General features: G+C 50.1%; 17 protein-coding genes. 11 read left to right on the top strand and 6 right to left on the bottom strand.

The genetic code is table 11. The annotated features are described in order from the left end of the window. The first annotated feature begins 280 nt into the window (after window positions 1-280). Window positions 281-859 (top strand): hypothetical protein, encoded by a 579-nt coding sequence (locus IE055_RS15480; RefSeq protein WP_189402589.1) that lies wholly within the window; start codon window positions 281-283, stop codon window positions 857-859. A 104-nt stretch (window positions 860-963) separates the two neighbouring features. Here IE055_RS15480 and IE055_RS15475 read toward each other — a convergent pair whose 3' ends face one another. Both IE055_RS15475 and IE055_RS15470 read right to left on the bottom strand, forming a co-directional pair. Continuing rightward, the gene (locus IE055_RS15475) at window positions 964-1,941 is read right to left on the bottom strand and encodes a pectinesterase (RefSeq protein ID WP_189402588.1); all 978 of its coding nucleotides are present in this window, start codon (window positions 1,939-1,941) and stop codon (window positions 964-966) included. A 189-nt stretch (window positions 1,942-2,130) separates the two neighbouring features. After that, window positions 2,131-2,802 (bottom strand): type 1 glutamine amidotransferase domain-containing protein, encoded by a 672-nt coding sequence (locus IE055_RS15470; protein ID WP_189402587.1) that lies wholly within the window; start codon window positions 2,800-2,802, stop codon window positions 2,131-2,133. Window positions 2,803-3,103: 301 nt separating this feature from the next. Here IE055_RS15470 and IE055_RS15465 point away from each other — a divergent pair, with 301 nt between their 5' ends. After that, window positions 3,104-5,143 (top strand): hypothetical protein, encoded by a 2,040-nt coding sequence (locus IE055_RS15465; protein WP_189402586.1) that lies wholly within the window; start codon window positions 3,104-3,106, stop codon window positions 5,141-5,143. A gap of 139 nt (window positions 5,144-5,282) precedes the next feature. Here IE055_RS15465 and IE055_RS15460 read toward each other — a convergent pair whose 3' ends face one another. Next, window positions 5,283-5,831 carry a carboxymuconolactone decarboxylase family protein gene (locus IE055_RS15460; protein WP_189402585.1) on the bottom strand — a complete coding sequence of 183 codons (549 nt, stop codon included), beginning with the start codon at window positions 5,829-5,831 and terminating at the stop codon, window positions 5,283-5,285. 242 nt (window positions 5,832-6,073) lie between these two features. Here IE055_RS15460 and IE055_RS15455 point away from each other — a divergent pair, with 242 nt between their 5' ends. The 8 genes from IE055_RS15455 (at window position 6,074) to IE055_RS15420 (ending at window position 15,730) form a co-directional block, all read left to right on the top strand. Further along, window positions 6,074-6,658 carry a TetR/AcrR family transcriptional regulator gene (locus IE055_RS15455; RefSeq protein ID WP_189402584.1) on the top strand — a complete coding sequence of 195 codons (585 nt, stop codon included), beginning with the start codon at window positions 6,074-6,076 and terminating at the stop codon, window positions 6,656-6,658. 49 nt (window positions 6,659-6,707) lie between these two features. Further along, a complete protein-coding gene (locus tag IE055_RS15450) occupies window positions 6,708-7,760 on the top strand; it encodes a helix-turn-helix transcriptional regulator (protein WP_189402583.1) in 1,053 nt (350 codons plus the stop codon). Between the two features lie 120 nt (window positions 7,761-7,880). After that, window positions 7,881-9,131, top strand: a complete 1,251-nt coding sequence (locus tag IE055_RS15445; protein ID WP_189402582.1) for a serine hydrolase domain-containing protein — start codon at window positions 7,881-7,883, stop codon at window positions 9,129-9,131. Between the two features lie 226 nt (window positions 9,132-9,357). Then, the gene (gene exaC / locus IE055_RS15440; RefSeq protein ID WP_189402581.1) at window positions 9,358-10,878 is read left to right on the top strand and encodes an acetaldehyde dehydrogenase ExaC; all 1,521 of its coding nucleotides are present in this window, start codon (window positions 9,358-9,360) and stop codon (window positions 10,876-10,878) included. Window positions 10,879-10,975: 97 nt separating this feature from the next. After that, complete coding sequence (locus IE055_RS15435) at window positions 10,976-11,998, top strand: protein adenylyltransferase SelO family protein (protein WP_189402580.1); 1,023 nt, start codon at window positions 10,976-10,978, stop codon at window positions 11,996-11,998. A gap of 130 nt (window positions 11,999-12,128) precedes the next feature. Then, window positions 12,129-13,298, top strand: a complete 1,170-nt coding sequence (locus IE055_RS15430) for a helix-turn-helix domain-containing protein (protein WP_189402579.1) — start codon at window positions 12,129-12,131, stop codon at window positions 13,296-13,298. A 73-nt stretch (window positions 13,299-13,371) separates the two neighbouring features. Further along, window positions 13,372-14,277, top strand: coding sequence for a hypothetical protein (locus tag IE055_RS15425; protein ID WP_189402578.1), 906 nt, complete (start codon window positions 13,372-13,374; stop codon window positions 14,275-14,277). Between the two features lie 226 nt (window positions 14,278-14,503). Beyond that, window positions 14,504-15,730, top strand: a complete 1,227-nt coding sequence (locus IE055_RS15420) for a serine hydrolase domain-containing protein (protein WP_189402577.1) — start codon at window positions 14,504-14,506, stop codon at window positions 15,728-15,730. Window positions 15,731-15,782: 52 nt separating this feature from the next. On the opposite strand, the gene IE055_RS15415 is transcribed toward IE055_RS15420, so the two are convergent. Continuing rightward, the gene (locus IE055_RS15415; protein WP_189402576.1) at window positions 15,783-17,111 is read right to left on the bottom strand and encodes an FG-GAP repeat domain-containing protein; all 1,329 of its coding nucleotides are present in this window, start codon (window positions 17,109-17,111) and stop codon (window positions 15,783-15,785) included. A 194-nt stretch (window positions 17,112-17,305) separates the two neighbouring features. On the opposite strand from IE055_RS15415, the gene cls reads away from it, so the two are divergent. Next, complete coding sequence (gene cls / locus IE055_RS15410) at window positions 17,306-18,718, top strand: cardiolipin synthase (protein WP_189402575.1); 1,413 nt, start codon at window positions 17,306-17,308, stop codon at window positions 18,716-18,718. Here cls and IE055_RS15405 read toward each other — a convergent pair. Next, window positions 18,715-19,893 (bottom strand): DUF3089 domain-containing protein, encoded by a 1,179-nt coding sequence (locus IE055_RS15405; protein ID WP_189402574.1) that lies wholly within the window; start codon window positions 19,891-19,893, stop codon window positions 18,715-18,717. The two genes, cls and IE055_RS15405, sit on opposite strands and share 4 nt — an antisense overlap. A gap of 41 nt (window positions 19,894-19,934) precedes the next feature. Further along, complete coding sequence (locus IE055_RS15400; RefSeq protein ID WP_189402573.1) at window positions 19,935-22,241, bottom strand: CASTOR/POLLUX-related putative ion channel; 2,307 nt, start codon at window positions 22,239-22,241, stop codon at window positions 19,935-19,937. Window positions 22,242-22,313 lie beyond the last annotated feature (72 nt).

Raw genomic sequence — 22,313 nt, 5'->3', positions numbered from 1 at the left:
TTTTGCCTGTCCAACTATCTGCTGGTCAGCCGACTAGGAATACACAAAAAGCCAATACCGACGGATTAATGTTTTACTGGACACCCACTTCCCTGCATACCTGCCTTTTTTAATACACCCCATAATGGCGCCCCTCAAAGCTCACTTGGCATCTGTAATAGTCTGTAATTTTCAGTTCCGTTGCTCGGGCCTATCCTCTTTTGACCGACGCATTGAACTCACTTGTACGACTTAGCGTTGGTGTTCACCCATCACTAACTTTTCAATAAAGGGGAAATAGATGAAATCCAAATTCGTATTCTCGGCGCTGGTCGTGTGTATGACCGCATCGTCTTTAACCGCCCATGCTACCAAGGAACACGATAACGATGTATACCTGCATACCAATGGCTTGACCGGATGTAGTTTTACTGAAACCGGCCATTCCATCACGTCCGGCCAGCCTTACAGCGGTACCACGGCCAGCGGCAGCGACGGAAAGTGCACGATCACAGTCAAGGCAGGCCGCAAGAAATCGAGCAGCGTGGCCAACTGGTTTAAACAGCAAATCGGTACTGGCAATGCGATTGCCTGCGACTCGTCGGGGCCGATGCCAGATGAATTAAACTTCGCCGTTGAAGGCACGCTCACACTTACCCAAGGTGACACAGTCACGACCTGTGAAAATATGATTGTTGCGCAAGGCAATTTCACCACCGTTAATAATTGGTGGCTTGGTGGATCAGACGTGAAGAGCGGTGGTGTGCCGTTTATTGGCCCGATCGTTGGCGTATGTAGCAGTGGCGGTATTGTTCCAGTCGCTGTGACTTACACGCCGCAACAACCCTGCGTAAACAATTTTAATGCGGTTGTGGAGTAAGTAGCTTTCCAGCGAGGTCGCATGGAAGCAGCCTCGCTGATTCTTTACCAATTGATCATCTCGATACGCCTGATTTTATTCAGTGCCTAAGATATTAACACCCACTAAGAACACTCATCATCCAACGGAAAACCAGTATAAAATCTGACGAAATTACAATTCACATTCCCGCTTGCGTGAGATCGTAAATCGGAATTTGAAACGTGTGTAATGTAGTAGTTCCCTATACTTGAGCCGCCATATACCGCACCGTTTTCGCCGCCGATAATGCTGTCTGAGATATAGCCTTTGCTGTTATTACCATTCGAAAAATAGCCATAACTATTGTTCACCCCTACGCCTTCCCAGTCGATGTCAATGATCGAATTGCTTACGTACGAAAACGAGGAAGCGTTGGTATAGATGCCGTATTGGGTTCCGTGGTTACAATTTAGTGACATATCCATATCACTGACCTTCAACACCGCATCTGAGTAGCTGTATATTCCGTAGCAGGTTCCACCGCTCCCGGTATTGGTGATTTCACTCTCGTACAATTTTAATTCAGCGTCTTGGTTTACCACACCATATTGTGAATTGAGTGCACCAAACACAATCACTCTGGTGCGCGATATTCGCATGTCTTGTTGCGAGGTGTGCACGCCGATCACAACGTTTTGGCCCACTGAATTTACGATACTCAAATCGCTAATATCGGCTTCACGCGCACCAACAATAAACGCTGCTGACTCAGTAAAACCGGCACCGCCTACAGCTCCGCGTAGTTCAGTGGTCTCCATTCCGCTGCCCGTGATACTTACGTAATCTTTCATAACCAGCTGGCCAATAATTGGGTAACTACCTGGCCCAAGTACAATGAGATACGGATTGGTGTTACTCGCATCCGAGATTGAGTTTATGGCGTCTACCGGGTTTGTGAAGTCTCCGTTATTTGCGCTCACAGTAATAATATTTTGTAACGGTTGTGCGTCCCCTGCGAGGGGAATCACCACAACCTTATTTTGAGCATGGGCAGTGACGCTCGTGATGACGGCCGTTAATAGAATGAAACTTAATGAAGTGAGGTATTTTTGAAAGCGCATAGTATTCCCTGTGATATACGTTGTGATATGACTCGTGCACACGAGCTTAGGCCTTCAGGAAAGAAAATGAATGAGTGTATATACCTATTTTTAGAGCCGATAGGACAAAGAAAAGGGCCAGCGTCGATATAATTTAGTTCGACTCTGACCCGTTTAATATGATGCGTTTAATGGATTCCCAATATCGCGTTACGTCAATGCAGTCACCATAGCTTTGCCAACAGCATGTGCACTCGCTGGGTTTTGACCAGTGATCAGCCGACCATCTATCACGATGTGTTCCTGCCATACGTCGACCTTACTAAAAGACTTAGCTGAATTACGCAGCTCGTCTTCGAGCACCAAGGGAACTTTGTCGATAGTCTCCGCCGCTACTTCTTCATCGCGTGTAAAACCTGTCACCTTTTTAGTTGACAACAACTTATCTCCCGAGCTCAAAACCACGGGAAGCAGCCCAGCTGGACCATGACAGACGGCACCAACAATGCCACCTTTGTCATAGAGCTTAGCGGTTAACGCAGCAACCTCGTCGTTGGTCGCCAGGTCTGACAACAAGCCAAAACCGCCAGGGTAGAAAACCGCGTCATACTCGTCAATTTGGATGTCGCTCGCTTTCTTGGTTGACTCTATCTTGGCCATGAACGCTGGGTCAGCAAGAACACGCTTGTGTGCGTCATCGTCAAAGTCATTTTCACCATAGAGCGGTGCTGGTCCGCCTGCGATGCTTACTAAATCATAGGTAAAATTTGCCTTATCAAATTCCGCTACCGCATGCGTCAACTCTGCTGCGTAGGTTCCGTTCGCCTCAGTCGTCTCGCCCAAGGTGGCATGGTTGGTCATAAAAATAACAATATTCTTCATCGATTACTCTAGTTAAAAACTAATTACAGTGTCTGTGGTCAGTGTCGACCTGATCCTCGATAGGATGCCATGGCCGGCATGAGAATCGCGTTAACCCACTGATCGTTCGATCTCAACAATAAACCAAAGCAGTTCGAACCCATCAAAGCCTAACTAGCCCCACCCTTAGCGTTTCTCACTTGTCAGCACGATTTCAAATGATGTCAGTCAACAACCAATCATACTTTTGACCAATTTCTTTATTACTCAATGCGCGCTATGTTGTGAGACTCATTGGATATTGGACATTTGGATAGGAATTATGAACACACATCGTATGCTTTCGTGCGCTTTGACGCTCTATATAATCGGTTTATCTTGCTTTGCCACCCCTGCGCGTGCGCAATCTGAAGTGGTCACCGCAGCTGCAAAAGCGGTTGCGCAACAGGTAGTAACAGAGGCAATTAATTATGCATTAGGCGAGGTCTATGACTCCAGTTGTAGCACGCCAGACAACCCAAGAAACCTCAACGGGCTAGAAGGTTTCATCTGCAATTCCGCGGCGTCGATGTCAGGTCGCAAAGAAGAGGAGTTCAAAAACGAATTACGCGAGGGCTTATCGGCAATAAAAGAAGTCGTAAACCAAGTGCAAAAAGACATTGGTAGGTTACAAGAGAATCAAGGCTTAATAATAAACGCGCTAAGCCGCATAGAAGCGAAAGTCGAAGCCGTACCACTTGAAACCATTGCTCAGGCTGCGGTTGCCGAGATTCAGGTGCTCTGGAATGATCATTTCCTTCCGGTTAGCAATGGCACCGTCTCGTACACACCGCAACAGTTGCTGCAGTTGGCAAATGACATTGTTTTTAAACACGAAGTCGACCGGAAGCTGGGTACACTGTCGGTAGCGATGACGAAAAATGGATTCGGCAACTCGTTACCGCTTCTTACACAACAGATGAATATTCTGTTGCTAGGCTTAGAAAACGCCACCATGGATGACCTGGAAACGCCTTACAAGTTCTACCAGTCGGCTATGTCCAGCGCCTTAATGCACTATGGCCAAGGTGAAATGATGTACTCCTGGGCAGTGCGCATGCTGGAAGCACGATGTGCGGTACTGCTTGAGCAAAATAAAGAGTGTATCGCTATACCCACAAGCTCAGAGCAAATGCGCAATAACTCATCACTGCATCGAACTGCCATGCTTGATTTGTTTCGAAACAATGTAGAACGATTGGTTCTGGAACACAGTTCACCCAGTAGTCTTAATCGTAATTTTCTCCATGAAGACGCGATCACCGTCTTCATCTCGGCAGATTTTTTTGCTGCGATACACTTGCCAAATCGCCAAGGCATGCGCGGACGTGTTATTTCCGCCGGTGATGCATTTTCTGGCACGCTTTCGATAAACAACAAGCGTACTAAAGCGAAACCGCCACGCACCATAACCAGCTCTGCAGATATTGACTGGTGGACCCGCTCCGCCGCCAACCAACCATATACCGAGGTTCATTTTGCACCTGCATGGCGTATTTACGACGTTGCTTTAGATGTGTCCGAGAACGAGAAACTCGAAATTGACAGCCCGTTGCCATGGCATACCGGCCGTTTCGAATTGAATAGGTATGATGTGCAAACCGGCGAAATAGTGACTGACGAAACAGCCGAAGAAGGCGTAATCACTTTCGGTACGTTTACTGCTATCGCGCGAGCTGGCGGTGCGTATGCCATGATGTACAATGCCTGGGCCACGAATTTTAGCGAAGAGACTGGCCCCAATAACTATGGAACCCGAACGCAACCTGTCGTGATCGCACGCGCTGAAGGAAGCGTTATCTATAACTCCAACAAAATCTTTGAAGGCACTGCTGGTAAACGGGATTTTGATACAACAAAGTTAGTGAGACGTGTCGCCCCAATCACCATAGTCGACGGCGGTGATATCACCATCCACGGCCATTTTGGTGATGCGGAAGCGGCGCGTGCACGCATGACTGATACGAAAAGACGGTCATTTATTCCAGTTGACGCCGCACTCTATTACGATATTGATTTTCGTAAAAGTAACGTCAGCAGTTCTTCGAATATATACTTAAGTACCGGGGCGATCTTTAATCGAGAGCAAGGCTACCATCGATTAGGTTGGAGCCATGAGGATAGTTTCTCATCGCGGCATCAAGGTTCAGTGTCACATGAGGGTTCTCGCAGTACCAAAGTAACGTACTCCGCAGGTACCAAGCTGAACGTGAGTCTTCGAGCTCTATTCCGAGGCACCATTTACTCAACCGGCTGGGACGCCACGCCTTACACGCTTTTTGCTGGTATCGCACCAACCGCGTTGTATTTTACGCGGGATTAGTGCCGTTAGACGTCAACGCAAAGGCTTAGAACAGGACCAACCTAAGTCAACGCGGTGACATTTATGACTTGGCCTTAGTCATTCCGATGCATAGGCCAAGTCACTTATTTAGTGCGTTCTGCCACCAATGGCGGTGACATTACTTACGCCAAGCATATTCCTCAAAGATGGAGTCGATCGGGGTTTTGGCCACGTGATTAACGTAGTTACTGATCACCTTTTGCGAAAGACCTAAGATAACTTCGATGACTTGCTTTTGGCTGTATCCAGCTGCGAAAAACGTTTCCATTTGTTCATCGCTCACATTACCACGTTCGCGCACCATGGCCAGTGTAAAGTCGTGCAGTGCTTGCAGCTTGGCGGTTGGTAACGGCGCTTGATTTCGCAAGGCGTCGGTAATCGCTGGGTCGACCTTCATTGAATGCGCAATTGCGGTGTGCGCGGGCACACAGAACTTACATTCGTGCTCAACATTGATCGTTTGCCAAACCACGGTAAGTTCCTCGGCGTCAAACGAGGTCGCGGTGAAAAACTTATGCAATTGTTGATACGCTTGTAAGGTTTCAGGTGACTCGGCCATGGCGGCATACAAGCCCGGCACTAGGCCCATTTGCTTCTTAGCACCTTCCAGAATAGCTTTGCTGTCTTCAGGTGCGGTTTCGATGGTGTGAAAAGTAAATTTGCTCATAGTGGTTCTCTAGTCCTAAGGGTTTGTTGATCATGGTGGCGAACTACGCCCTAATGAAACAGGGCAATCACGTCGACCTACCTTTGCTTGATCTGTGCACTATAACCATAATTGAACGAACGTTCAATATATATTTGAATGAACGTTCAATTATTCTCATCTTCGGCTGACTGCGCTTTACCCCACACAGAGACAAACCTATAATTGAACGAATGCTCAAGAAGTCGCGAGAGGTTTGAAGTATGGCAAAGACAGTACAATTTGATCGCCAAAAAGTGATCGACAAGGCAATGAACCTGTATTGGGCGAAGGGCTTTCATGCAACCTCAATGCGCAACCTGCAAGACGAGATCGACCTGCGACCGGGCAGCATTTACTCAGCCTTCGGCAGCAAAGATGGCTTGTTCAAGGAATCGTTGCGTAACTACGCGAATATGGGCTTAGCACAGATCCGGCAACTGACCGCGCAGCATTCGTCTCCCATAGCGGCGCTTAAAGCGTTTGTTAATGCGCAGGTCGTCGACACCCTGACTGATGCGCCCAATGGCATGTGCATGCTGTGCAAAACCTTGAGCGAATTGACGACCGAGAACCAAGACTTAATTGACGCAACGAAGCGTTACTTTGGCGAGATTTCCGCGGAAATTGTTGCATTGATAGAGCAAGCGCAGATACAAGGCGAGGTCGACGCGAACAAGAATCCACAAGCATTGGCTGAACATGTACAAATCCAAATCGCCGGACTACGCTCGTTTGCTAAAATTAATAACGACAAAGCGCAGCTCGGCGCAAAAGTCGAATCGATTTTCAGCCACTATCCGTTTTAGGATGCGCAGCATAGCACTGCCTGGCTTTGGGTAGAGAATAGGAATAATCGTGTCTCAATTGATTTTGCTCGATCTGTTTCTACGCTCGCTGTGCTTAGGGCAGCTTCTGTTCTTTCTGATTTGGCTAATAACTCTTACCGTGCAGCGCAGAAGCCTCACGGTGGAACGTAGCTTAGTCGCTACTCTATTGATTTGTTGCCTTGGCGCGGTGATTTTTACAATGCATTATCGCCCACCGTTGGCGCTCGCCGCTCGTCCTATTTTGTTGGCGCTGACCGACGGTTTGCCCATCGTGTTTTGGCTGTACGCGCTACACAGCCTAACTCGGGTTGAGGTCTACCTTCAGGCACGACCTTGGCTGAAACTGATTCCCGCGCTGTACGCATTCTGGCATGTGGCTTATTTTGTACTCGGACAAGGCCGTGGTACCGTACACGAGGTGCTGCATCTGGCCTCTGGCTTAGGGATACTGCACATCATTTTTCTAAGCATCAGATCATGGCGGGATGATTTGGTCGACGCACGGCGTCGCAAACGCGCGTTGTTTTTGATCGCTGCATGCGCGCTCATCATGATGTATGTGATCAGCGAAGTTAGCGGAAGCCGCTTTATGCGAAGTGAAGTCGGCTCGTTGTTTGGGGCACTATTAATGTTGTCGCTTTCGGTGTCTTTTGGTGTTAACCATTTTCTTCACGCCGCGCTAGGCCAACCGCAACCTCACACCGATACAGAACGAGCGTCCCCAAACACGCCACCCCATTCGTTGCCACAGGAACACAGTGCACTGTATCTTAGGTTAGAGAGCTTTATTCATGACCAAGGCTTCACACAACCAAACCTAACGGTCAGCAAACTCGCCAGCATGCTGGACACCAAAGAATACCTGCTCAGAAATCTGATTAACCAAACGTTGGGCTACCGGAATTTTTCCAGTTATCTGAACGATCAACGAATGCCGCTTGCGTGCGATTGGCTCTCATCCAAGCCTGAACTGTCGATCACCGACATTGCCCTGAACCTAGGCTACGGTTCCATCACCTCATTTAATCGCGCGTTCAAAGCGCGATACAAAATGGCACCCAGAGACCATCGAGCAACATAAATCCCAACTAATCTGTTGCTTTTTTAAAAATTGCCCGGTGCGATTTTATTTCTGATTAGTCGTCAACATCGTTAACCGACATGCTTTACCACCCTTAAACTTGTCTGCCTAACGTGTTCTATGTTTCAGTCTAAAAAACGTCTTGCCCGCTATGGGTTGCTCATTGCCCTAGCCGGCTTAGCGATACACTATTTATTCCCAGTCTATGGGTTCTTGAGCCACCGAGAGAAACTGCCACACCCACCTTTCGGCTGGATAACTCCGCCAACAGAGTATCCGGAGTCGCAAGTGATTGATGACCCGCGTTTCGAGGCATCAGCTAATACCGCGCTTGCGATATTGGCGTCTCACCGTCAGCAAATCAACGCGCCCGCGATCACTGCCGCAGTAGCGATCAATGCAAAGCGCGTTTGGACTGGCGCAGTGGGCTGGCAAGACGTTCGATCAGGCCAGCCGGCGACGCACCGCACGCAGTTTCGAATCGGTAGCACTTCCAAAGCGATTACCGCTACCACACTGGCCCGCATGCTAAAACACGGATTAGCCGACCTCGATCAGCCTTTATCTACTGTGTATGAGGTACTACCGAACTCGGAATGGTCAAAGATTACACCTCGCCAGCTGGCGTCGCACACGGCGGGACTCGCGCACTACGGACAAACCAAAGACTGGCAAGGAGCGTACCAGTTCATGGCATTAAACCAACACTACGAGAACGTTGAAGATGCAGTCAATCTGTTTAACAACACGCCGCTATTGTTTCAACCGGGCAACGACTTTAGTTATTCCAGCCTTGGCACCGTGTTATTGAGTGCATACATGCAACGCAGCGGCAAACAGCCCTATCAACAACTGGTAAACGAGTTAGTCTTGACGCCGTTATTGATGCACGACACACATTGGCAAGAACCTACGATTAACCTAGCAACCCATTACTGGCGCAGCGAAGACCCCGAGCGACCACATCTACGCGAGTGGCGGGATGTTAATTTAAGCCATCGATTAGCTGGCGGCGGATTTATATCTACCTCGAGCGACTTGGTGAAGTTGGGCTCGGCGTATCTTACCGATTCGTTTCTAGCCCCCGATGTAGTCGATACATTATGGCAGCCCCAGCGGCTATCAAACGGTGAGATTAACCCACAAAACTACGCCATTGGATGGCGCAAGGGCGAGCTTCTTCTTGAGGGTTCTCCACACGCGTCCTACCACCATGGCGGGGTTTCTCGCGGTGCGCAAAGTTGGCTAGTGATCATTCCAGACTATCAAATGGTCATTGCGGTAAATATCAATACTAAGACCACAAAATTTTCTGACTTCGCCTCAGTCTATAAAGAACTCGCCCAAACCTTTATTGCACAGTCTCGCTAATTTCACATTCGCAAACCGTACACCTTGAACGCTATAACGTCGTGAGCCAGCGTGGCTTGCGACGTTATAGCGTTTGTCCCTGGAGCGCTGACACGGCGTATAGCGCAACAACACCCCTCCTAAACTCACCACCACACCAACCTTCCACCAACCATTGCTCCGTTAAGCTGTCTGCCATAGGCAGTTAAGCCAATAACAACAATCGAATCATCAAAGGAGTAATGCAATGCAATACCAAAACCCAAATACCGAAGGGGCCATCGTCTCCTTCAAACAACGTTACGAAAACTACATTGGCGGCAACTGGGTTAAACCGGTTAACGGCCAATATTTTGACAATGTGTCGCCGGTGAACGGTAAAGTGTTTTGTCAAATACCGCGCTCAGATGAAGCAGACATTGAACTGGCATTAGACGCAGCACATGCCGCCAAGGATACCTGGGGCGCGATGTCGGTCACTGAGCGTTCGAACATTTTGCTGAAGATTGCAGATCGAATGGAAGAACATCTGGAGCCGTTGGCGGTAGCCGAGACTTGGGATAATGGTAAAGCAGTTCGTGAGACTCTGAACGCCGACATTCCTTTATGCGTTGATCACCTACGTTATTACGCTGGCTGCTTGCGGGCACAAGAAGGGGCGATCAGCGAACTTGACGGCAATACGGTGGCGTATCATTTTCATGAACCTCTGGGCGTGGTCGGTCAGATCATTCCGTGGAACTTTCCGCTGTTGATGGCAATGTGGAATCTCACGCCAGCGTTAGCGGCAGGAAACTGTGTGGTGCTCAAACCGGCAGAACAAACCCCGGCCACGATTCTGATGCTGATGGAACTGGTCGGTGATTTGTTACCCGCAGGCGTACTGAATATCGTCAACGGGTTTGGTGAGGAAGCGGGGAATGCACTGGCAACCAGCACGCGCATCGCCAAAATCGCCTTCACTGGCTCCACCCCAGTCGGGCAACACATTATGAAATGCGCCGCTGCCAGCATGATTCCGTCGTCTGTGGAGCTCGGTGGTAAATCACCCAATATCTACTTTGCAGACATCTTGAACCACGAAGACGAGTTCGTTAGCAAGTGCGTGGAAGGCGCGGTGTTGGCGTTCTTTAACCAAGGCGAAGTATGCACTTGCCCGTCGCGCCTGTTGGTTGAAGAGTCGATCTATGAAAAATTTATTGGCATGGTGGTCGAGCGTGCTGGCAAGATCAAACGCGGTAACCCGCTGGATACCGAAGTCATGGTTGGTGCACAGGTGTCGCAGGAGCAGTTCGATCGCATTATGAGTTATATCAAGATTGGTCTGGATGAAGGCGCGGAAGTCATTACCGGTGGTAAGGCAGCGAGCGTTGGCGACGGCTATGAAGACGGCTTTTATGTGGAGCCGACTTTGCTCAAAGGCAACAACAAAATGCGAGTCTTCCAAGAAGAGATCTTTGGTCCAGTGGTGTCGGTCACAACGTTTAAGACCACCGAAGAGGCACTTGAGATTGCCAATGACACCGACTTTGGCCTAGGCGCTGGTGTTTGGACACGAGACATGAACCTGTCGTACAAAGTGGGGCGTGGTGTTCAGGCCGGGCGCGTGTGGACCAACTGCTATCACATGTACCCAGCCCATGCTGCATTCGGCGGCTACAAAAAGTCCGGCATCGGACGCTACACACACAAGGTCGCGCTTGAGCATTATCAGCAAACCAAGAACTTGCTGGTAAGCTACGACACCAACCCACAAGGTTTCTTCTAAACCTCGCGCCCGTCACTCCTGGGCTTGTATGGGGATATTGGACCGGGTTGATATACTGTTATCAACCCGGTCAGTTTTGTGAGCAAAATTAAAACCCGTGTTAAGACTACAGACGCCTTTCGCAGATACCGACCACGAATTGTCTCAACCTTGTGCGCCGACCCCGCTGCTAGACCCGCAATGGGTTCGCCAGAACACGACGCTGGTACACGCACTGAAGCTTGAGCACGACGTTCACTTTAACGACAACCTGCTCGCGCTATTTAGCGGCAATCCAACTTCGATTCCAAGTTCACCAGTCGCGATGGCGTACGCCGGACACCAATTCGGCCGCTTCAATCCGTTCTTGGGTGATGGTCGTTCAGTGGTACTCGGCAGCGTTTCTACGGCCAAGGGTATTTGGGATATTGCCTTAAAAGGCAGCGGCGTCACCCCTTTTACTTTTCAGGGTAACGGGCGCGCAACGTTGTCGGAATGCCTGCATGAATACGAACTGAGCGAACAGCTCGAACAACTTGGTATCGCCACAACTCGTTGTCTGGCGGTGATTAAAGGTAGCGAGCAATTGTTAACCGGGGGCCGCACAGAATCTGCTGCCATTGTGGTGCGCATGGCTCCGACCTTCGTGCGCTTCGGTTCATTCGAAGCCTGCTATTTTCGTAACAACGACGCCGCATTTAGAAAACTTGCCGATCATGTGTTCGAACGGTGCTTCCCCGACCTATTACGTGATCCTGATGAGCACACAACGCGCTATGGGGCACTGTTTGATGCGATGGTAAAGCACACCGCTCGTCTCATCGCGGATTGGCATCATGCTGGGTTTGTGCACGGCATGATGAACACCGACAATCAATCAGTTGCCGGCCTGACACTTGATTTGGGGTCTGCGCAATTGTTAACCAAACCAGATCCAATGTTTATCGCAAGCCAAGTCGACACCAAAGGCCGCTACGCCTTTGGCGAACAGGCGGCGGTTGGGCTATGGAATTGCAATGTGTTGGCGCGCACGTTCTCTGATCTCGTGCCTAAGGCGGATTTAATCAAATCACTACGCCATTTTGAATCCATTTACCTAGAGACCTTAACCGAATGGTCACGAGAAACACCCATTATTTGACCCTGCGGTTTTGCGTGCACGAACGGCTTGGGTGTAGACTGTCTTGCGAGGAGCAGTTCACGATAAAGACCGCAATACCACCATGATTGCGGTTAACTAAGTACTCACACCGGTTGCACAACTAACGAGTATGAGCGAAACGAACACATTAAGGCAGCGACGCGGCGCCATTGAGCATCAACGAAGTCAGTTTGATGCCGACCGCCTGTTGCCAAAAGAAAAAAGTGTTTCGCGCGAAATCCTTCAATCTTGGCAACGCAGTGCCAAAGTCATACACGACACCTCACAATGCGCTCCGTGTGATGACCACGCGGTGACATCGGCCTTATGGAAGGAATCGCCGCTGTCCATCGCTGCGCGGAGGGAACAATCCAATATGCAGCAATTGGTCAAGGAAGGCCAGCTGGTGGCTGCCATCGCTGACCCCTGCGGTCGATTGCTCTGGACCTGCGCCAGCGGCTATATGAGTCGGCGTGCCGAGAAACTTAATTTTACCGCAGGCGGACATTGGGCCGAGCGCGACGTGGGCACCAACGCGGTCGGCCTGTCACTTACGCTGAAACGCGCCGTTACGGTATTCTCTTCCGAACATTATTCGCCGTATGTACAGGACTGGGTTTGTTATGCCGCCCCTATTATTCATCCGATCACCGGCGAATGTTTAGGTGCACTGGATATCTCGACGACCTGGAATAAACACACGCCACTCGGACAAAGTGCAACAACTCAGCTGGCGCAATCGATTGCGCAAAGTCTGCCGTCAGTCTTGCCTCGTGCCGAATTAGAACTCTTCGCACTAGGACAACCCAAAGTGGTATTTCGCGGCAAACCAGTGAACCTGCCGCCGCGTCAAATTGAAATCCTCTGTCTGTTGGCACTGCATCCGGACGGATTAAATCTGCAACAATTACATGCCGCCATCTATGGCGATGCGCCAGTCTCACTCTCTACGCTAAAAGCGGACGTCTCACATCTAAGGCGATGTCTGGATGGCGAAATTGGTTCCCGCCCCTATCGACTAACCACAAGCACCTGGGCCGACTTTATCCATATCTGGCGTGCACTGGATACACAACGAACGAATGAGGCCATGGCAATGTATCGTGGCGCATTCTTAGTCGCGTCAGAATCACCCGAAATTCAGGAATGGCGACACTGCATCGATGCCGTGATGACGCAACTTATTGACAACTGTGATTCGCCGCAACTACTACTGCATAAGATCAGCCAAAGCGTTAACGGCAGTATAATGGCTCGTGACCGACTCATCGAGTTGCTGGATCGCTCACAATACAACTAAGCCCAATACCGCGTTTTATTCATATTTCGACCGCCGCGTTGCATTCTAAATCTCAGCCTATACACTCTCGCTCATGACACGATTACTGCCCTACCTCTTCGCCATCGCAGCGCTTAACGCATGTGTCCCGGCTAACACGGACACCACTGCTGAGCAAACCGAACCTGCTGCTTCCGCAACTGTCGATTCCGCCTTGCTTGACCTTCCACCAGTTGACGGCAGTTGTGTCGGCTGGCAGGCGAGCTTGGCAGATGGTAAAAAAACCGACGCGATTGAACAATGTTTAGTCGAGAAAGCGCGTCGCGACCGCGCCGCGGCAGTGAAAGACGCGAGTATTCTTGTTACGTGGCACATTACTGAGGGCCCATACTCAGAGCTGGTTCCGCTGGTCAATGGACTCAGTCAGTTTCCCGAGCCTGGCAGTATGGAAGCGTATCTACGCGAGATTGGCGTCCTGACTAAGCCGGTTTCTGGGGAGGTCGATTTGGAACGCGGCTTGACAGCCTCCTACTTTATTGAAGCGCTGGCTGACATAGTCTGGTTCGACGCTGAAACTGGGATGTTCCCCAACGATCATCATTATCTGATGGCCAGCGTGGCGAGCGGCACAGACCTCAAAGACGTCTCTTTTTTCGAAACACCACCGTCCGATCCAAACAGCGATGCCGCGTATCAACTGCGCGCAGAGGTCAATGGCAATACCTATTATCAACAAGCAGAGAACTATGGGGATTGGTACGACATCGAAGCCATGCTGAGGCTGATGAATCGCGTTGCTGTGGCCGAGAACTTTAAAAGCCGGTTTGTTACGCTTCCTACCAGCGATCAAACCGCCATTATCTGGAGCGCAAGTGATGATGCATTACAAACCCTGAGCCAACGTGGACTAATCGCACTGGGTGATGCCACGCTGTCGATGGTCAACGGTAAGGCGTTTGAAGACGAGGTCAAAGCCGCACTGCAGAAACAGGCACAATAAACTCATAACTCATCGAAAAAACCCGCGGAGTCCGGTTATACGCTGCTTGTCATCGGCGGCACATTACAAGGCACGCGGAAACGCGGTGCGCTTGTCTCGCCTGGTGAGTCGTTGCACCTAGCACAACAGCGTAGACGCTATTCGCACCATCAACAAACATCCGGCTTGGTGTATCTTGAGTGTGATCTCCATACTCAATAAACTGATTTCACCCGGGTGTTTGATAGTGAAACTTAAGTACTTTTGCTTGGCTTTGATCGCCATCATCGCAGGTTCCTTGATCTATTATTGGCCTACCTTGGTCGAGATACAAGCATTGCGAAAATACGCAGCAACGTTCGAAGCCGATGCGATCGACGAAAATTTTCGTAGTTTATTTCAGCTCAATGCCTCCATCTCTATTCCCAACAATGGGCCAAGCTTGCCCTTGGAATACGCATCAACCGCGACACCACTGCCAAGTCACTTTGATTTCTACGGAGAACAGCGAGAATTCAAGGAGTTTCTGGAGCGTACCCATACCACCGGACTGTTGGTCATCAAAGACGGCTTCGTCATCAGTGAAGACTATGCGCGAGGTAATACGGCAGAGAGCCAAGTCCTGATGGCCTCGGTATCCAAAAGTATGACCGCTATGCTAATCGGCATAGCGGTTGACGAAGGCAGAATCAATATCGATGAACTCGTCACGAATTACGCACCAGCATTAAAAGGTTCTGGTTATGAAGGCATTACAGTACGCCAGACCTTAAACATGTCGACGGGGATTAAGTGGAGCGAAGATTACGGAGACTACGATTCTGAAATCGTGCAATCATTGGTCGCAATGACAGTTGGCTCTCTCGATCAATTCGCCGCCAGCATGATGGCGGACCATCCAGCTGGCACTCGAAAACTGTACGCCAGCATAAATACTCACGTATTAAGCATGGTCCTTCGCGGCGCGACTGGCGAGTCGTATCAAAGTTACTTTGAACGCAATCTGTGGTCGAAGATCGGTGCCGAAGATGACGTAAAAATGCTGGTGGATTCGCTTGGCGAGCCACTCGCCTTTGGCGGTGCGAATATCCGCCTTCACGATATGGCTCGATTTGGACTGGTGTATTTAAACGAAGGTCGAAACCTGGCCGGTGAACAAATTGTGTCGAGTGATTGGGTACGCAAGTCGTATTCTCCAGAAGCCCAACATCTACGCCCCATTGATCAAGGCAACCAACCTGGCACACGGTTTGGCTATGCGAACCACTGGTGGCTACCACCAACCCAAGACGGTAACGATTTTGCTGCGATTGGAATTTATGGGCAATATATCTACATCAATCCAAAATATAAAATTCTGATTGCGAAGACATCTGCCTACCCCGACTATCTACTAGACGGTGGTCTGATGGATCTCGAGAGTTTGGTGGCCTTTCAGTCTCTCGCTCGGCAGCTAGCGACATCGCCGCAGTGAGGTTCGATGCGCTCGAATCAGGCTTGCGATATTAAATGCCTGGTTCAATCAACTATTGATTTGATTCATTTAACAGCAGGTCCAGAAATGGCAGCACGGCCTTCTTTCTGGGACCTCCAGGTGGCGGCGATGGTGGCGCAACAGGGTTGTGCAAGTTCTCATATACATAGGGCTTCGACGTGGATGCGTAGGCGTTTTGGCCAATGATGTCGAGATCACCATCGCCGTCAATGTCAAACAACGCACCGGAATATAAGCCTTTGCCCGACACCACTGTCTGCGCCGGCCCGAAGCCGCCTTGGCCGTTGTTGTAATACACGCGCACCGCAATACTTGAAGCACTGTTTGACCACGGCGTGCCCGTCACCACATCGAGGTCGCCGTCATTGTCGATGTCACCAAGTTTCACGGTGTGTGTATTGTTTGTTTGATTGACAATCGTGTTCGACGCCCAGTTGGCAGTGCTGGTATTGCCGGGGTTTTTATACCACGCCAACGGTGCATTACCGCCATTTCGGAATGCTTCTGCTGGGGCAATAATCACGTCATTCAATCCATCACCATCGATGTCGCCGATGGCTTCCTTGGTATTTTGGTTAATGCTTTTATAGCTCGCATCAATGTTCAACCGTGTGTACGCCTGAGTACGTGGATTCGTAGGTGATTTGAGCCAATGCCCAGTAAAGCTGATGTCTGGGCGATTATCGGCATCCAGCAAACCCACCGCCAACCCTTCGGAAGACGCAATATTGGTGTTGATATCCTTACGGGTAAAGTTCGAAATCGTGTTTTGAAAAAAGATCTGTATCTGATTCGGTGTCAGGCTGCGCGTGACGATATCCAATCTGCCGTCACCGTCCATATCTGCAATTTCCATGTCGTTGATATGATGTAATGCCAAGGTACTGCTGGTCACACGTTGATACGGCCACGTACTGGTGGCGCTACCCGGCCCAGGGTTTAAGTACACGTAGACATCTGCTTGTTTGGTGCCGCCGGAATGATTGTCGGAACTCACTACCAGATCCACGTCGCCGTCGCCATCCATGTCCGCCAGCTTGGCCGCACCGAGAAATGAACGTAAGTGCGTGTCGTTGCCGAACTCGTGACGCGTCCACGTGCCCTGGATCTGACTCGGTGCAGCAAACCATGCGAAGGTTTTGCGCCCACCTGCATGTTTGCCGCCTTCGATGACCGCCACGTCGCCACGGCCGTCGCCGTTGATGTCAGCCACATCGAGTGAACTCACACCGCGCACACTGCCGTTGGCAACGTCTTTGGCATCAGCAAATGGTATCTGCGCAATAAGGTCGGCGCTAGTCAGTCCGCTGCCCAGCACACACCAGCAGCATGACAACTTGATAAGGCTGTGAAATTTCATCGATATACGATAATCCGAGTGCATTACAAAATCCATTACTCTAGCGTGATTACGTCTGCGATTTGCGATCGCCACCACATCACGTATAGTTACAGAATCCGTGCAATGATCTATTCCACCAGGTTACAACACGGCCCCACTACAGGTCAGATCGATGGATTGGCCGCAAGCAAACATGTGAACTGATCAGTGCCATGATAGATATCTATGTCGTGTTGGGTTTTGTAGCGTATTTTGGTGCTGCGACTTGGGCGATTTACCATAACCTTTTATTCAAACGTGACACGCGTGCGGCTCTCGGTTGGATTATCATCTGTGTGCTGTTGCCGTTTGTCGGGCCGATCACTTATTTTCTGTTTGGTATCAACCGAATCCAACGGCGTGCACGTGGCATGCGACTGGCATTATTAAAGGTAGACTATGAAATCGCCGATTACGTGCCGCAACGGCGCGCCGATGATGCGGCCAGTGGTCTCGAGTCTATCGGTCATACGGTTTCTGGCCGCGCGCTGGTGGCGGGTAATCACGTCACGGCTTATTACAATGGTGACGAAGCCTATCCCGCCATGCTCGCGGCGATCGACCAAGCCAGAAAGTGTATCTATTTGACCAGCTATATTTTTAGACGTGACGACATTGGGCGACGTTTTATTGATGCGCTGACCGAGGCCAAAGCACGCGGCGTCACCGTCAAGGTGATCATTGATGGCATTGGGAATTTATATTCTTTTAAACGCAGTACGACTTTATTACGACGACGCGGCATTGACGTAGTGCGATTTCTACCGCCACGTCTACTGCCGCCAAGTGTGAATATAAATCTGCGTAATCACCGTAAGATGTTGGTGATTGACGATCAGCTGGGTTTTGTCGGCGGGCTAAATATTGGCGACCAGAATATGGACCGCAAGAACCGACTGCGCAGCGTCACGGATCTGCACTTTCGTGTCGACGGACCGATCAGCCCGCAATTGACGCAGTTGTTCCACTACGATTGGCAGTACGCGCGTGGTGGTGAACTACCGAAGCCGTCTACCGATGTCATTTCTGAGCAAGGCGAAATGGCATGTCGGCTAATTCCAGATGGTCCGGATGAGTCATTGGATGCGTTAGCGACAACCATACAAAGTGTGATCAGTTGCGCGGAAGATCGTATTGCAATTATGACACCGTACTTTTTGCCTTCTCGTGAGATGGTCTCGGCGATTCAGTCTGCTGCGATTCGCGGTGTACGCGTGCGCGTCATCTTGCCAGCAAAGAACAACCTAATTTACATGCACTGGGCCAATCGTAATCTGTTGTCTGAACTGCTCAATTGGGGCGTGGAAGTGCGTTATCAACCACCGCCGTTCAGTCACAGTAAGCTGCTGTGCATCGACGACCGCTATTGCCTGATCGGCTCCGCCAATCTTGATCCACGCAGCCTGCGGCTTAACTTTGAATTGGGACTTGAGGTGTTTTCAGCGCCGTTTAATCGACGAATGTGGCACCATTTTGATCAAATTTATCAGCAATCAACGCCCGTCACTTTTCAAGAACTCGCGTCACGTTCAGTGTTCGTGCGTTTACGCGACTCACTGGTCTCGCTGATGTCACCGTATCTTTAAGTACCCTTCATGAACGCGTCGATACGTTGTCGCGCATTGTGACGTAAATTCATATAGAACAAATTCCAATCACTCGGGTGCAAGCTGCGGTCTTCACCAGCGCCCCGGTTATCAAACAGGGTATCGCGCTGTGGATCCACCATCAACTCACCACTCGGTAAGCACTGTGCCGACGTGTATTCCAACATGGCGTTACCCAGCGACGAATATTCGAAACCCGGATTTTGGTCGCTTACTAACCTGGGGATATTGTTTTGCCATCGCATCGGGACCGCACCCAAGTGCTGACCTGCTTCAACCAACGTTGTGTCCGCACGCCAACTCAAGGGGTTAACGCACAAGGTCTCATTTCGACTCGCCCACTCCCAGCCACTGCGTAACCAAAATGGCAGTACGCCGCTCGTGTCTCGACCCGTTCCACTGCGATCATAGGTATCGTAAGTCACCAAACAACCGGTTTGCCCTGGCATCACACATAATGGAACAGACGGAATGGTGTCATCGAATACATCCGGCGGCACCCAATAGCCAATCAAATAGGCCGCAATCAATTTGTGTTGCAACGGCTGCCCTTCAATCCGATTGGCCAATAAGCGCACTGCGTGCAATGTGCCCTGACTGTGACTGGCCACAATAAAAGGCCGCCCAGGGTCAGGGCGACGCGAAATAAAATAATCGAAAGCGGCTTCGACATCCTGATATGCTAGATCTAACGCGGCGAGGGCGGCATCCGAACCGGTGCGTAAAAATGCGGACAAGTGCGCCTGACGATAACGCGGTGCATACACATCACAGCAGGCACTAAATACGCTCGCCATAGTCGCCATCACATGCTCAGTGCCCTGCTCCGCGTAGGCATCTTTTGCCATGCTGCCATTCCAACGGCCACCGCTGAAGAGCGTGGTCGGCTGGATAAAAAATACATCCACGGCCGCATGACTGAGCGCCCCACGATCGGCATTATCCGGCGACAGGTCTGCACTCTCAGTGGTTTTGGGATGTGCACTCCAGTACGACAAGGAATCGTAGTCCGGCGGCGTCGGAATATCTGCTTGCACAAACGCTTTCGGTGGCTCGATATACCACGCCAATAATGGCTTATGAAAAAACACCAACGCACCGAACACCAGTGTTACCAAGGCGACTGTGCTTAAGGCAAGTTTCTTTTTGCTCATTTTAAGGATCCTGCGTTGTCATTATCGACAAGTTCAGCGGATTACAGTTCATCCTCAGCGACGACCACCAAGCAATCATCAGGATTCAAGGTGAACATTTTGTCTTTGAGTGGTATCAATTCTACGCCGCTATTTTCTGCCTGATTGGTTTCGAGTGCTTTGATCTTGACGCCAAAGCACACTTCTTCACGGTTCTGGGCTGCGCTGATCAAATCTGCAAAATTAGCCTGCACCGGAAACGAATCGAAGTAGAGTGTCATCGGTTTGAGGTATATTTCAGACCCGTCTTCCTGAAAGATATCATCGTACACATCTTTAATGTGGCGGCTCTCGGAGATTTGCGCCGTAATCATGCTGACCAGTCGATTGGAAATAATCATATCTTTCACACCGGCCCGCGCAATCAATTCATAATTCTGCGATTCGAGCACCTCGGTAATCAACTTGGTCTCGCGACCCGACTGATCGATACCCTGAAAAATACTGCGTAGTAACAGCAAGGTGACGATGTTTTCGGAATCAACTTGCTGCGTATCTTTATCCTTATGTGCACTAGCCAGAATGATAATGTTGCCGTAGCGATCAGGCTGAATTGACACCAACGAGGCGCGATCTAACGGATTGATATCGATCAAATTGATTTTGATGTTATCAATTTCGGCATCGATTCTGGTCAATTCATCTTGCTCCGACTGACTCGCATTGTGAATCACCACGTCGATGACGCTGCCTTCTTTCACGTAGTCGGCGAATTCTTTGAGGATGGTCTCCGTTTTGTGATTCCAGCCAACGATGAGCTCGCGTTCAGTACCCTGATCGGCGCGCGTATTTAACGGCGGGATCACACGCGGGCTTACTAATGGTTGGGCTTGATAATCGATGGTCGAATCGTCATCTGCGACGATCAAGACTTCATCATCATCTTGCATCATGTAGCCGCGCGGCGGGTTGATTAGCAGCTCACCAGAGGCATGACGCACACCAATCGGCACACCGTCGGGAAAATGATAAGCAAGTTTACCAAACTCCGCCAGGCGCCAGTCTGCGGCGTAAAAATACATTTCACACCCATCGAACGATAAAATTTCGTTGTACACGACGGACAAACCAACCGACCTCGAGGTTTGTACTAAGAGTTTGGCCAGAATATTCGCGGTATCTAACGTCACCACGTATTCGGGGAAGGTGTTTTCAATAATGTCGCGATAGGTGTCATTGTAGACTTCCGCTACGATTGCATAGTCTTCCTTATTCACGCTCTTAGTGGTCGCCGCCAACACCGTTTGAATCACCATGGCGTCACTGGCAGTTTTCGCGGCATCCGTATCGGTATCCGAGCACGCGGCAAGCACAATGACGGATTTAGCGGACTCAATCGAGACCATGTCCAGATTAACCAGAATCGTGCCTTTACCAGATCGAGTGACAACGCGCGTGGTTTTGGTGTCTGGCATTCGCAAGCGCAATACGTCATCGATCTCTTGCTTGTCGCGATCGGCTAAGATCACCACAGCGGCGTCATCCTCGCTCTCATTGGCCCACACCAACTCGCGCAGAATCTCAATAACACGCTGCTCGTCCCAGCCAATAATCAGCGTGTGACCAGCCTCGATCACTTTGGAGCGGCCACGTTTTAACTCAGATAACTTTTGGTCCAATCCGGTCGTTATCACGGCGACTAAGGCCGACAACAAAATTACACCAGCCAGTCCCGCGACGATGGCGAATAGTTTGTACCAGAAAGACGACAGAATATCCTGCGCCATATTTCCCGGGTCCGTGAGCTGCAAAAACGTGATGTAAAGATTGCCGAGAAAATCCAAACCCTCGTATTGTTGCGTCAGGTCCGGACTAAACCAATGCATTAATCCACGCAATCCAGCCACAATCAGAAAAATGGCTAGAAATACAAACAGTAGTGCTTTAAATGACGACGTACTACCACGTGCCATAAAGGTATCAAAGCGATACTGTAACTTGTTTAACAACGTCACCCCAATACTTGATTCGTCATCAGGTTGGGATTCGATGGGACTGGTATTTGATTGCGCCCGTGCTTGCGTTGCTTCCGTCACGCTGTGTGCGTCGGTTTGATCCGCCACGACAGCGACTTCGTTGTCCACTGTTTTGAGCTCCACTATCGCGCCAATCTTTTCCAGCTGACTGACAACAAGGTTTGCTCGATTCGGGTTACTGGTGCGCGACACCACGACTGGCTTACCGCTCAACAGAACATCGATGTATTCTGGCTCTTTTTTGAGTCCTCGCGCTAGTTTCTGTGCGACGATCAACGGATCAACGCCTGCTTGCGTTTGCCCTGAGAAAACAACGTGATATTTGGTACTCATTCAAAATTCCCTGTACTACGGTAAGCGCCCCGACCCTGACAACATACTATGTTAAGCGTGATAGTATTGGAC

It is taken from the genome of Arenicella chitinivorans, from assembly GCF_014651515.1.
Lineage (GTDB): Bacteria > Pseudomonadota > Gammaproteobacteria > Arenicellales > Arenicellaceae > Arenicella > Arenicella chitinivorans.
The sequence above is the reverse complement of the archived record's forward strand: the minus strand, read 5'-3'. Positions and strand labels throughout refer to the sequence as shown.